This is a genomic window from Serratia rubidaea (assembly GCF_016026735.1).
GTDB classification, from domain to species: Bacteria; Pseudomonadota; Gammaproteobacteria; order Enterobacterales; family Enterobacteriaceae; genus Serratia_B; species Serratia_B rubidaea.
In genome coordinates, this window is record NZ_CP065640.1 from 4,755,529 (window position 1) to 4,768,541 (window position 13,013).

10 protein-coding genes are annotated in these 13,013 nt (G+C 57.3%); 5 read left to right on the forward strand and 5 right to left on the reverse strand.

From position 1 onward, the window contains the following. The first annotated feature begins 689 nt into the window (after positions 1–689). Together puuR and I6G83_RS22410 are read left to right on the forward strand one after the other, a co-directional pair. Positions 690–1,247 carry an HTH-type transcriptional regulator PuuR gene (puuR, locus tag I6G83_RS22405; protein ID WP_015673041.1) on the forward strand — a complete coding sequence of 186 codons (558 nt, stop codon included), beginning with the start codon at positions 690–692 and terminating at the stop codon, positions 1,245–1,247. 282 nt (positions 1,248–1,529) lie between these two features. After that, complete coding sequence (locus tag I6G83_RS22410) at positions 1,530–3,509, forward strand: ligand-gated channel protein (protein ID WP_054307581.1); 1,980 nt, start codon at positions 1,530–1,532, stop codon at positions 3,507–3,509. 67 nt (positions 3,510–3,576) lie between these two features. On the opposite strand, the gene I6G83_RS22415 is transcribed toward I6G83_RS22410, so the two are convergent. The 5 genes from I6G83_RS22415 to yieE all read right to left on the reverse strand — a co-directional run bounded on the left by I6G83_RS22415 (position 3,577) and on the right by yieE (position 8,652). Further along, entirely contained in the window at positions 3,577–3,981 is a 405-nt protein-coding gene (locus I6G83_RS22415) for a hypothetical protein (RefSeq protein ID WP_054307582.1), read from the reverse strand. A gap of 36 nt (positions 3,982–4,017) precedes the next feature. Next, positions 4,018–4,806, reverse strand: coding sequence for an ABC transporter ATP-binding protein (locus I6G83_RS22420; RefSeq protein WP_054307583.1), 789 nt, complete (start codon positions 4,804–4,806; stop codon positions 4,018–4,020). Further along, entirely contained in the window at positions 4,806–5,888 is a 1,083-nt protein-coding gene (locus I6G83_RS22425) for a FecCD family ABC transporter permease (protein WP_054307584.1), read from the reverse strand. The genes I6G83_RS22420 and I6G83_RS22425 overlap by 1 nt, the downstream gene beginning before the upstream one ends. A gap of 244 nt (positions 5,889–6,132) precedes the next feature. Beyond that, positions 6,133–7,605: an amino acid permease gene (locus tag I6G83_RS22430; RefSeq protein WP_054307585.1), complete on the reverse strand. Its 1,473-nt coding sequence runs from the start codon at positions 7,603–7,605 to the stop codon at positions 6,133–6,135. A gap of 168 nt (positions 7,606–7,773) precedes the next feature. Continuing rightward, on the reverse strand, positions 7,774–8,652 hold the full coding sequence (gene yieE / locus I6G83_RS22435; RefSeq protein ID WP_054307586.1) for a DNA-binding transcriptional regulator YeiE: 879 nt from the start codon (positions 8,650–8,652) through the stop codon (positions 7,774–7,776). A 170-nt stretch (positions 8,653–8,822) separates the two neighbouring features. Here yieE and I6G83_RS22440 point away from each other — a divergent pair, with 170 nt between their 5' ends. From I6G83_RS22440 to nfo, 3 genes are all read left to right on the forward strand, one after another. Continuing rightward, positions 8,823–10,769: an acyltransferase family protein gene (locus I6G83_RS22440; protein ID WP_232238937.1), complete on the forward strand. Its 1,947-nt coding sequence runs from the start codon at positions 8,823–8,825 to the stop codon at positions 10,767–10,769. A 145-nt stretch (positions 10,770–10,914) separates the two neighbouring features. Then, entirely contained in the window at positions 10,915–11,994 is a 1,080-nt protein-coding gene (locus tag I6G83_RS22445; RefSeq protein WP_054307588.1) for a YeiH family putative sulfate export transporter, read from the forward strand. Between the two features lie 159 nt (positions 11,995–12,153). Then, positions 12,154–12,993, forward strand: a complete 840-nt coding sequence (nfo, locus tag I6G83_RS22450; protein ID WP_054307589.1) for a deoxyribonuclease IV — start codon at positions 12,154–12,156, stop codon at positions 12,991–12,993. The last annotated feature ends 20 nt before the right edge of the window (positions 12,994–13,013 follow it).

Genomic DNA, 13,013 nt, shown 5'->3' on the forward strand with positions numbered 1-13,013 from the left:
CATCTTTCTGTTCCTCATGAGTCACGACCAATGAAGTTTTTGGTTGATCGTGCACAAAACTGTTTATCTATCCGGCTCGGAGTCCGGCCTCGCTTGTGTATGAAACGCTCGGTTTACAAAACTAGATGCAAAAAAATAACCGACGCTTTAAAACGTCGGCTATTTCTGCATTGCGCGTATTTTGCATCAGAAAACCTCTGGATGACAAGATCCAGAAGCCCTCTAACTGCAAATTCTTTTCGGCAACCGCACTAAAATCCTTCGTTTAGCTGGATATTTCAGCGACTGATATTACCTTTAGTTATTTCTTAGGCTTTACCTTACTCCCTTTCAGCCATTTTTCAACACCCAATCCGCGGCATGCTGCCCGCCCCGCGCCCCGCGCTCAAAATAACGGCCACGGAGAGAAACATGCTATTAACATTAACGCCCGGCGAATGTTACAATGCGGCGTGATTATTCATCAGTTACGGAAACGGCGTGCGTTTCATTCGGCGAAAAACCCGTAAGCGCCGTTTTCATCTATATTCTTTCCGTTTTAGCGGAGACAGGCATGGGCAATATATTTTCCATCCTTTCCTCCGTATGATGGATACGCCAGATATTCGGCTACCACGATCGTGCGGCGCCCTTTCGCCGTATCACGGTTTTACCTCTGCCTGTCGCAGCCACCAGAAGGAAGTACCGCTATGAGCGAAATCCCCCTGGCGCCAGGAAAGCGCCTGTCGCAAATCCGTCAGCAGTTAGGCCTGTCGCAGCGGCGGGTCGCCGAACTGTCCGGGCTGACCCACAGCGCCATCAGCACCATTGAACAGGACAAGGTCAGCCCAGCGATCAGTACGCTGCAGAAGCTCCTGAAGGTCTACGGGCTGTCGCTGTCCGAGTTTTTTGCCGAGCCGGAGCGTACGGATGAACCTAAAGTGGTGATCGAGGCGGAAGATCTGATCGAAATCGGCAGCCAGGGCGTTTCGATGAAGCTGGTGCATAACGGCAGCCCGACGCGCAATCTGGCAATGATGCTGGAAACCTATCAGCCCGGCTCCACCACCGGGGAAAAAATCAAGCATCAGGGCGAGGAGATCGGCACCGTGCTGGAAGGTGAAATCGTGCTGACCATCAACGGCCAGAGCTACCCGCTCAGCGCCGGCCAGAGCTACGCCATCAACACCGGCATTGCCCACAGCTTCAGCAATACCTCGGCCCGCGAGTGCCGCATCATCAGCGCCCACACCCCCACCACCTTCTGATTCTTCGCCCTGCGCCCTCTTCTGCCGAAGGGGGCCGGCCGTATTGCCGCCCTGTCCCTGTCCCTGTCCCTGTCCCTGCATTGTTTCTTATCTAAAACCCTGATCAAATATACAAATGATATGAATTATCATTTGCATTTACATTCTCTATTATTTCCTTACAATAGCCTCACGTTTTCACGCGGGCCATTGAATTCTCCGGAATTTAATGGGTTTTCATTTGTACTTACTCTTTTGGCAGACAACCTTGTTCTGCCGCTCTGGGCCAGGAATTGTTATCCCATGGAAAAGCCAAGCTATAACAAACTCACCGCATTCATTATCGCCGCACTCGCCAGCCAGGCCGCTCTGGCCGCCGAACAGGACACCATGGTGGTCACCGCGTCAGGTTTCCAACAGAAAATCCAGGATTCCGCCGCCTCTATCTCGGTGATCCCGCGTCAGCAGATCGAAAATAAAGCCTACCGCGACGTGACCGACGCACTGAAAGACGTGCCGGGCGTGGTGGTCACCGGCGGCGGCAGCAGCAGCGATATCAGCATCCGCGGCATGTCATCCAAATACACCCTGATTCTGATCGACGGCAAACGCGTGGATACCCGCGGCACCCGCCCCAACAGCGACAACGCCGGGATCGAGCAGGGCTGGCTGCCGCCGCTGGAAGCCATTGAACGTATCGAAGTGGTGCGCGGGCCGATGTCCTCGCTGTACGGCTCCGACGCGATGGGCGGCGTGATTAACATCATCACCCGTAAAACCTCCACCACGCAGGGCTGGCGCGGCTCGGTGCACGCCGACGCCACCTTCCAGGAAAACCGCGACTCCGGCGATCTGTACCAGACCAACGCCTACGCCTCCGGCCCGCTGATTGAAGGCCTGCTCGGCCTGCGCGTCAACGGCCTGCTGTCCCACCGCGCGGAGGACAAAATCGTCAACGGCTATAATGAACAGCGCATGCGCAGCGGCACCGCGGTGTTCAGCCTGACGCCGGATGAGCAGAATGAGTTTGAGTTTGAGCTTGGCCGTTCGCTGCAGGACCGCAACAGTACGCCGGGCAAATCCACCGCGACGGAAAGCTGCCGCAAAGGCAGCTGCAAACCCAACCAGCCAAGCGACAGTCTGTATACCCGCACCAACTACTCGCTGACGCACAACGGCTATTACGATTTCGGCAATACCAGCAGCTATATCCAGCGCGAAGAGACCAATAACCCGGGCCGCAACATGAAGATGTATAACACCATCTTCAATACCCAGAACCAGTTTGCGCTGGGCGATCATATGCTGAATATCGGCGGCCAGTATCGCTACGAAAAACTGAGCGACGGCGGCAACCAGCTGGAATCGGCGCGGGACGTCAACCAGCTGACCCGCTGGAGCTGGGCGCTGTTTGCCGAAGACGAGTGGGCAATGACCAATGATTTCAGCCTGACCAGCGGCATCCGCATGGATCGCGACCAAAACTACGGCAGCCACTGGACGCCGCGCCTGTACGGCGTCTGGCATCTGGCCGAACAGTGGACGCTGAAGGGCGGCGTCTCCGCCGGCTACCGCTCGCCGGACCTGCGTCAGTCGTCAGCCAGCTGGGGCCAGGCCACCGGCGGCGGTTCCAGCAAAGGCATGATCGTCGGCAACCCGGATCTGAAGCCGGAAAAGAGCCTGAGCGAAGAGATCGCCCTGCTGTGGGATAACCAGCAAAATCTGAACGCCGGGATCACCCTGTTCAATACCGACTTCAAAGACAAGATCACCGAAGTCAGGCGCTGCGAGGACGAGCCGGGCTGCTCTCTCGGCGGTATCGATTACGACTTTATCAGCGACCGCGTCAACGTCGATAAGGCCAATATGCGCGGCATCGAAGCCACCGCCGGCTGGAAGTTCGCCAAAGACTGGCAGCTGACCACCAACTATACCTACACCGAGTCGGAGCAGAAAAGCGGCCAGTTCCAGGGTAAACCGCTGAACCAGATGCCGAAGCATATGTTCAACACCGTGCTGGACTGGCAGGCGACGCACGACGTCGATCTGTGGACCCGCGTCAACTTCCGCAGTAAAACCTCGGAGTACCTGAGCCGCACCTCAATGGCCAAGAGCACGCCGTCCTATACCTTCGTCGACGTCGGCGTCAGCTATCAGGCGGCAAAAAACCTGCAGCTGACCGGCGGGGTGTATAACATTCTCGATAAGACCGTGGATTACGAGCACTACAACACCACGCTGGACGGCCGTCGCTACACCGTAGGGATGAGCTATAACTTCTGATGTTCATAGCAGGCCCGGCAACGGGCCTTTTTATATTATTATGTAAGGATTACCCTCTCCTACCGAATCAGCCAGAGAAAAACTTGACCAAGACGGCGCAAACCGCTGCCAGTACAAAAAACAGCATGCTCGACAACCAGAGGTAATACAGTTTACTCACCCAGCCAGTTAGCGCTGCAGGTTGAGACTTGATAAGGTGATAAGCAGCCAGAGGTATGTTTTCACCACCAGACATACACACGCTCTTTTCCGCTAGCAAACGTTTAAAATATAACGCCATAGGGAAACAACCGAAAAAACCAGCCAGTGAAAAAACAGCGTAGAGACCTGGAAAAGAAAAACCATTAGCCTTGTATAAATCAATCAGCTCTGCGTATTTCTTCTTTTTAATACCAAAGTAAACAAATGCGCAGATAAACAGCGCGATAGCCAACCACGCAAAAATAGCACCTAGAAGTTGAAAATAAAGCACTGCGGTCCTCCGTAACCATTGCAGGCGGGTTAGCCATCACACCACCGGCGCATTCACCAAGCCATCAATCAATACCTGCGGCGTACCCTGCGAGCAGCGTTCGATACGTCCGCGCACGCCGTACACCTGCGCCAGGCTTTGCGGGGTGATTACCGCCTCCGGCGCGCCATCGGCAATCAGCTCGCCGTCCTTCAGCATCAGCACGTGGTCGCCGTGACGCAGCGCGATATTGATATCGTGCACCACCACCACCGTGACGATATTACGCTTGCGGGTTTCGCGCCGCACCAGATCCATCACGTGGAACTGGTAGTTAAGATCGAGCGCGCTCAGCGGCTCATCCAGCAGCAGCAGCGAAGGCTGGCGAATCAGCGACTGCGCCAGCCCCACCAGCTGTTTCTGTCCGCCGGAGAGCTGATCGAGATAGCTCAGGGCCAGATGGGCGATCCCCAGCTGTTCCAGCAGCGCCATCACCTCGGCTTCGCTGCCGGCGTTGCTGCGGCCGCCGGAGGCGCGCTGGGCGACAATGATCGACTCCAGCACGTGCAGGTGCACCCCGGCCGGCAGCGACTGCGGCAGATACACCACCTGCTCGGCGCGGCGGGCGAACGGCATCGCCATCAGATCGTTGTCGTCCAGCCACAGCTTGCCCTGCGCCGGGTTCAGACCGGCCAGCGAACGCAGCAGGGTTGATTTGCCGCTGCCGTTCGGCCCCAGCAGCACGGTAATATCGCCGCGCGCCAGACGCGCTACCGACAGGTCGTTAATCACCGGACGTTTGGGATAGCCGGCGGAAAAATGCTCAATACGCAGTCCCTGGCTCATCAGACGTTCCCCCGGTGACGCAGAATAATGCTGAGGAAGAACGGCACCCCCACCAGCGAGGTCACGATGCCGACCGGAATAATGATGCCCGGCACCAGGTTTTTCGACGCCACCGAGGCCATCGACAGCACCAGTGCGCCGATCAACGCGCTGGCAGGCAGGTAGAAACGGTGATCTTCACCAAAGATCAGACGCGCGATATGCGGCGCCACCAGGCCGATAAAGCCGATCGGCCCGACAAACGCCACCGCCAGCGCGGAGAGAATGCTGATGCGCAGCAGCGTCGTCAGCCGCAGGCGGCGTACGTCAATGCCGAAGCTGACGGCGCGGTCTTCACCCAGACGCAGCGCGGTCAGCTTCCAGGAGCTCATCATCGACAGCGGCAGCAGCACGGCGAACACCGCCAGCAGAATGCCCAGTTTTTCCCATGAGGCGCGCGCCAGGCTGCCCATGGTCCAGAACACCAGCCCCTGCAGCGTATCTTCGCTGGCGATAAACTGCATCATCGACACCAGCGCGTTAAAGGTGAACACCAGCGCGATGCCGAACAGCACCACGCCGGAGGTCGCCACCCGCGTCCAGCGGGTGATGCCGTCCAGCATCAGCGCCGCCAGCAGCGCGAAGATAAACGCGTTGGCTGAAATAAACCACTGGTCCGGGATCCCCGGCACGCCAATGCCGAGCACAATTGCCAGCGCCGCGCCGAAGGCCGCCGCCGACGAGACGCCAAGGGTAAAGGGACTTGCCAGCGGGTTGTTCAGGATGGTCTGCATTTCCGCGCCCGCCAGCCCCAGCGCCAGGCCGACCACCACCGCCATCAGCGCATACGGCATGCGGATATCCCAGACGATCACCCGCGTGCCGGCATCGGCGCTGGCCGGATGAATCAGCGTCTGCCACAGGCTGGATAAGGACAGGCCGGACGGCCCCATGGTGAAATCCAACACCAGCGAAGCCACTATCGCGATCCCCAGCGCGCCCATAATCAATAAACGGTGGCGGAGAATATGCTGATAACGCCCCATAACCTGGACGCCGGACTTGCCGCTCGCGTCTGGTAAAGGATCGGTGGTTACGCTCATGATTTCGGGTACCTGTTACGACGACATCACCGCCCACGGCGGCGATCATAGATTCTGGAAAGCATCATTGCGGAGATGCAGCGGACGTCAACAATAGAGCAAACGATAATACTTATCAATCACGTCGATGACCATGACGTCTGAGGAGGAATTTGTAACGAGGTATGCATCAGAAAAGGAAAAAACGCCGGCAGGACAGTCAGTAAACCAACGCGACGCATCACGCCGCGTTGGTCGAACACCGCTATTTAATCGTCGGGAATTCCATATCGCGGTACTTCACGAAACGGCTGCCGCGCGTCAGCTTATAGCCGAACCAGATGATCAGGAACAGCGGAATGCCGATATAGGTGGCGGTCACGCCGTACCAGTCAATCTTGTCTTCCAGGAAGGCCTGGTAGTTCTGCCCCAGCGTGATGATCAGGCACAGGATAAAGGCGAAGACCGGGCCCAGCGGGAAGAAGCCGGAACGGTACGGCAACGCGTTTAAATCATGCCCCTGCAGCATATAGCCGCGGCGGAAGCGGTAGTGGCTGATGGCGATCCCCAGCCAGGCGATAAAGCCGGTCATGCCGGAGGTATTGAGCAGCCACAGGTATACCGACTGGTTGCCGAACATGGAGCTCAGGAAGCACAGTGCGGCCACAACCGTGGTGGCGTACAGCGCGTTGCGCGGCACGCCGCCCTTCGACAGTTTGCCGAAGATGCGCGGCGCCTTGCCCTCGCGCGCCAGGGTAAACAGCATACGCGTCGACGCGTACATGCCGGAGTTACCCGCCGACAGCACCGCCGTCAGAATAACCGCATTCATCACCGCCGCCGCCGACAGCAGGCCGGCATGCTGGAACACCAGCGTGAACGGACTGACGCTGATGTCTTTGACATCGTTGCGCAGCAGGCTCGGGTCGGTGTACGGAATAATCAGGCTGATGATCAGGATCGCAAAGATATAGAACAGCAGAATTCGCCAGAACACCTGACGCACCGCGCGCGGAATGTTTTTCCCCGGGTTTTCTGATTCGCCGGCGGCGATGCCGATCAGCTCAGTGCCCTGGAACGAGAAGCCGACAATCATCGCCACGCCGATCATCGCTGAGAAACCGCCGGCAAACGGCGCATCGCCGATGCTCCAGTTCTGCCAGCCGGCATGCTCGCCGCCCTTCAGAATGCCGACAATCATCAGGATGCCGATGATAATAAAGATAATGACGGTGGTGACCTTAATCAGCGAGAACCAATATTCCGCCTCGCCGAACCCTTTTACGGAGATGTAGTTCAACAGGAACATCACGCCGAGGAACAGCGCGCTCCAGATCCAGCCCGGCGTGTCGGGGAACCAGTAGCTCATCACCAGCTGTGCGGCCACCAGGTCGACCGCAATGGTCACCGCCCAGTTGTACCAGTAGTTCCACCCCAACGCAAAGCCGAAGCCCTCTTCCACATACTTGGCGCCATAGGTGGAAAATGAACCGGCCACCGGCATAAACGCCGCCAGTTCGCCCAGGCTGGTCATCAGGAAGTAGACCATCAGGCCGATCAATGCATAGGAAAGCAGCGCCCCGCCGGGGCCGGCCTGCGACACGGTGGCGCCGGAGGCGACAAACAGACCGGTACCGATAGAGCCGCCGATGGCAATCATGGTTAAGTGCCGCGCTTTTAACTCGCGGCGGAGTCCGGGCTGTTGCTGCCCCGATGTTTTTATATCCTGCTGAGCCATTCTTACCCTATCTGCTCGTCCAAAAATTGAGGGCGGATTGTAACAAATACCCGCCGGCGCACTAGTAACATTCCAGTGATATAAGATAGCTTCATAATTCAGAGGCAATTATTAGCAACAGCCCTAATTCCCTGAGTTCCTGTCAGTTATGTGACACAACACAGGTTTTTATGCTTCGGCAGGGGGCAAACAGTAGCTGAGAAAACGCTGCAGCGCGTTGGAGATATGTTTCTGGCGATGATGGATCAAATACAGAGTGCGGATCATCGGCGGCAGCGGCACCGACAGCGCCACCAGCGCGCCGCTGTCCAACTGCTCGGCAATCACCCGGCGCGACAGACAGCTGATGCCGATACCGTGGCGCACCGCATGTTTAATCGCCTCCGAGTTGCCCAGCTCCATCACCAGTTGGAAATGCGGCAGGTGCGCCAGCAGCAGATGGTCCAGCACTTCACGCGTGCCCGAACCGCGCTCGCGCAGGATCCACGGCGCCTCGGCCAGCGTCGCCAGCGTGAGCGGCTGTCGGGTAAGCGGATTATCGGGGGCAGCGAACACCACCAGCTCATCCTCCAGCCAGGGCTGCGTCACCAGCTCCGGCATGTGGCACGGCCCCTCGATCAGCCCCAGATCGACGCGGAAATCCGCCACCGCGCTAATCACGTCCTGACTGTTGCCGACGTTCAGCTCCAGCGGCGTGGCCGGAAAATCCTGCCGGTAGCGCGCCATCATCGCCGGCAGCATATAGTTGCCGATGGTGCTGCTGGCGGCAATGCGCAACGCCCCGCCGTCATGACGAAACAGCTGCTCAATCTCTCCCGCTTGCTCCAGCAGCGCCAGCGCCTTGGGGTACAGCAGGCGTCCATGCTCATTCAGCACCAGCCGCTTGCCTACCCGATCGAACAGCTGCACGCCAAGTTGCCCTTCCAGATCGGCCAGCGCGGCGCTCACCGCCGACTGGGACAGCGCCAACACCTGCGATGCCTGCGTCGTGGAGCCGCTTTTCAGCACTTCGGTAAAGACAGCCAACTGACGTAAAGTGATATGCATAACGGTCTCAGTACAATAATGGAGGGAGCAAACGGCTAAAACAGACGCATAACCTTACCGCAGCCTGACGGATTCGCAAACCCGATCTTGCCGCATCGGCGTCGGGCAGACTGAGCTTAATCCTATTTTGCGCATTATCACGCTCAATCGGCTGTAGCGCCCTTCAAATAATGTTAACGATTTGCTTATACTTTCGCATCATTTTGCTTACTTTAGGTGGGATTGTGAAATATAGAGCAGATATCGACGGGTTACGGGCGCTCGCCGTTCTGCCGGTCATCGCATACCATATGGGATTTCCCGGCATTCCCGGCGGATTTACCGGTGTTGATATATTTTTTGTAATATCCGGCTATTTAATTTCCGGCATTATCTTTCAGGAATATATTAAGGGTGACTTTTCCTACGTAGACTTTTATAAACGCCGCAGCTTAAGGATTCTCCCACCATTATTCGTCGTTTTACTCGTCACGCTGGTTATCGGTTACCATATACTGCTTCCCGTGCAGGTCGCCGAACTGGGAAAAAGCGCACTGGCCACCACGTTATTTTCCTCCAACTTTTTCTTCTTTAGCCAAACCGGTTACTTCGACGGGCCGGCAGAATTAAAACCGCTGTTGCATACCTGGTCTCTGGCGGTTGAAGAGCAGTTTTATATCCTGTTCCCGATTATTCTGTTTACCGCATTAAAATTCTTCCGCAACCGCACCACGCTGATGATTGTGCTGATTATCATCGGCTCATTTATGCTCAGCCTGCTGGGATTGAAGTTCCAGCCAAGCATGACATTTTATATGCTGCCGACCCGCGCCTGGGAATTGGCGCTCGGCGCTCTGTTGGCGGTGGGTGGACTGGAGCAGTCCGCATTGCTGAAAAAATCCGCAACCCGCCACGGCTTGAGTCTGTTGGGGTTGGCGCTGATCGTATTTGGCTTCCTGTGGCTGGACACCACCAAAAAATTCCCGTCGTATAATGCCCTTTACCCTTGCGTGGGTGCATTTCTGATTATTCTTTCCGGCCGTGATGCCATTATCAACAAGATCCTGGCGTTCAAGCCGATTGTCTATATTGGCATGATCTCCTACTGCCTGTATCTCTGGCACTGGCCGATTATCGTCTATACCAATATCCTGTTTGACGGCGCGCTGTGGCAGAAAAGCCTGCTGGTGCTTTCCAGCACCTTTATTCTGGCAATCGCCTCCCGCTATCTGATCGAAATTCCGTTCCGCTATAAGCTGAAAAACGTGCCGTCAAAACGTATTGTTACCGCCTCGGCCGCCAGCGTGGTGCTTGCCGCCTCGCTGACGTCAGTCATCGGCTACTGGCAATATGACAACGGCAGTTTCTCCGAGAACTCATTAAAAATTGCCGATTACATTAATTACCGCACCACCGATGAGTACAATTACCAGTACCGCTTTGGCGAATGCTTTATTAATGGCGAAGTCGGCGCATCGGGCACTTACAGTAAAGAGCACTGCCTGAAACTGTCCGACACGAAGAAGAATTTTGTGTTAATTGGCGACAGCCATGGCGCCCACCTGTGGCGCGCCATCAGCCTGGCGGCGGGCGAAAACGTCAACCTGATGCAGGCCACCGCTTCCGGCTGCAAACCGGTCACCGAACAAAAGTTCAGCAACCGCTGCACCGCCATTATGGACTATGTCTACAAAGAGTTGCTTATCAAGCATAAGATCGACGGCGTTATCGTCTCTGCACGCTGGAATGAATACGACAAACCGGCGCTGATCAAGACTATCAACTACCTGAAGCAGCACACCAAAAACTTCTACATCCTGGGGCCGACCGTCGAGTATAAAGGGCCGCTGCCGGAACTGCTGGCCTATCAGGAAAATGGCGATCCGGCGCTGGCCAGCCGCTCCGTCGTAAAAAGCCGTAAACTGATGGACAGTGAACTCAAAGCCCTGTCTAGTTCGATGAAAACCAACTACATCTCGGTTTACGATTTAGTCTGTCCGGGGGATCGCTGCCTGGAAATGACCACCAGCGGCCAGCCTGCCGCCTTCGATTACGGCCATTTCACCCTGAGCGGAGCAAACTACGTCGCGAAGGGGATTGTCGAACAGCTCAATACGCATCACTTCTTTTCCCCGTAGTCCGGGGCAGCAACCGGGGCCGCACATCGTGCGGCCCTTTTTATTTACCACTTATTCAGATTAATTATAACCATATAATCAATTTCTCTTTTATAGCGCCACGCCCTACTCTTGTCCGCAGCAAATGAGAGAAAGGATTTGAGCAATGGCGACTGAAACAACCACAACAACCTACCCCGAACGGCGCTTTCCGTTATTCGGCCTGCCGCGTCTGCTGGCCGGGCTGGCGCTGACCGCCGCGCTGACCGCGCTCGCCATCTGGGCGGGCGAGGTGCCCTGGATTGCCGGGCTGGGCCTCGGCGCGCTGACGCTGGCGATCCTGTTCGGCATCGTGGTGGGCAATACGCTGTACCCCTGGCTGCAGCCAAGCTGCCACGCCGGCGTACAGCTGGCGAAACAGCGCCTGTTGCGGCTGGGTATTATCCTGTACGGCTTTCGTTTGACCTTTCAGCAAATCGCCGACGTCGGCGCCACCGGCATTGTGATCGATGCGCTGACGCTGAGCAGCACCTTTCTGCTGGCCTGCTGGCTGGGTAAAAAGGTGTTCGGCATCGACAGCCAGACCGCCATGCTGATCGGCGCCGGCAGCAGCATCTGCGGCGCGGCGGCGGTGATGGCCACCGAGCCGGTGCTGAAAGCCGAGTCCAGCAAGGTGGCGGTGGCGGTCTCTACCGTCGTGGTGTTCGGCACGCTGGCGATCTTCGCCTACCCGTGGCTGTATCATTTAAACCTGCAGTACCAGTGGCTGCCGTTCGATCAGGAAACCTTCGGCATCTATACCGGCTCGACCATTCATGAGGTGGCGCAGGTGGTGGCCGCCGGCCATGCCATCGGCCCGGACGCCGAAAACGCCGCGGTGATCGCCAAAATGATCCGCGTGATGATGCTGGCCCCGTTCCTGCTGCTGCTGTCAGGCTATATCAGCCGCGGCAGCGGCGCCGGCAAAGCGGAAAAGTCCGCCATCACCATCCCGTGGTTCGCCGTGCTGTTTATCGCCGTCGCCGGGTTCAACTCCTTTAACCTGCTGCCGGCCGCGCTGGTGCAGCAGCTGATTACCGCCGACACCTGGATGCTGGCGATGGCAATGGCGGCGCTGGGCCTGACCACCCATATCAGCGCCGTGCGTCAGGCGGGGGTCAAACCGATTCTGCTGGCGACCCTGCTGTTTATCTGGCTGATTGTCGGCGGCGGCGTGATTAACCAGGCCGTGCAACATCTGTTCTAATCTCCCCCCTTGCAGGCCCGTCATTCGGGCCTGCCCGCTTCCCGCCATTCAAACCGCCGCCCATCAATGCCATAATGACCAGGCGATACCCTCGCAGGTTCGACCGCTTCGTTCAGGAGACGGCAGCAGCCGGCGCGGGGTTAACACAGGAGATTGCAAATGAAGTTTGTCGGTGCACATGTCAGCGCGTCAGGCGGCGTGGATCAGGCGGTTATCCGCGCACACGAACTGGAGGCGACCGCGTTCGCCCTGTTCACCAAAAATCAGCGTCAATGGAAAGCAGCGCCATTGTCTGCCGAGGTTATTGATAAGTTTAAAAGCGCCTGCGCGCGTTATGGCTACGGCCCGGGGCAGATCCTGCCGCACGACAGCTATCTGATTAACCTGGGGCACCCGCTGGCGGAAGCGCTGGAGAAGTCCCGCGCGGCGTTTCTCGACGAAATGCAGCGCTGCGAACAGCTGGGGCTGACGCTGCTGAACTTCCACCCCGGCAGCCACCTGATGCAGATCGATGAAGACAAGTGTCTGGCGCGCATTGCCGAATCCATCAATATCGTGCTGGATCAGACCGAAGGCGTGACCGCGGTGATTGAGAACACCGCCGGCCAGGGCAGCAACCTGGGCTTTAAGTTCGAGCATCTGGCGGCGATTATCGACGGCGTGGAAGACAAAAGCCGCGTGGGCGTCTGTATTGATACCTGCCACGCCTTCGCCGCCGGCTATGACCTGCGCAGTGAAGAGGCGTGCGAACACACCTTTAAGCAGCTGGGCGAGGTCGTCGGCTTCAACTACCTACGCGGCATGCACCTGAACGATGCGAAAAGCGAGTTCAACAGCCGCGTCGACCGTCACCACAGCCTGGGTGAAGGCAATATCGGCAAAACGGTGTTCAGCTATATCATGCGCGATGCGCGCTTCGATAATATTCCGCTGATCCTCGAAACCGTCAATCCGGATATCTGGGCGGAAGAGATCGCCTGGCTGAAAGCCCAGCAGTAGCCGGGCGCGGGGATAAAAAA

Coding starts and splice junctions, on each gene's coding strand:
- puuR (WP_015673041.1), top strand. CDS start 690: ATGAGCGAAATCCCCCTGGCGCCAGGAAAGCGCCTGTCGCAAATCCGT.
- I6G83_RS22410 (WP_054307581.1), top strand. CDS start 1,530: ATGGAAAAGCCAAGCTATAACAAACTCACCGCATTCATTATCGCCGCA.
- I6G83_RS22420 (WP_054307583.1), bottom strand. CDS start 4,806: ATGAGCCAGGGACTGCGTATTGAGCATTTTTCCGCCGGCTATCCCAAA.
- I6G83_RS22425 (WP_054307584.1), bottom strand. CDS start 5,888: ATGAGCGTAACCACCGATCCTTTACCAGACGCGAGCGGCAAGTCCGGC.
- I6G83_RS22430 (WP_054307585.1), bottom strand. CDS start 7,605: ATGGCTCAGCAGGATATAAAAACATCGGGGCAGCAACAGCCCGGACTC.
- yieE (WP_054307586.1), bottom strand. CDS start 8,652: ATGCATATCACTTTACGTCAGTTGGCTGTCTTTACCGAAGTGCTGAAA.
- I6G83_RS22440 (WP_232238937.1), top strand. CDS start 8,823: ATGTTAACGATTTGCTTATACTTTCGCATCATTTTGCTTACTTTAGGT.
- I6G83_RS22445 (WP_054307588.1), top strand. CDS start 10,915: ATGGCGACTGAAACAACCACAACAACCTACCCCGAACGGCGCTTTCCG.
- nfo (WP_054307589.1), top strand. CDS start 12,154: ATGAAGTTTGTCGGTGCACATGTCAGCGCGTCAGGCGGCGTGGATCAG.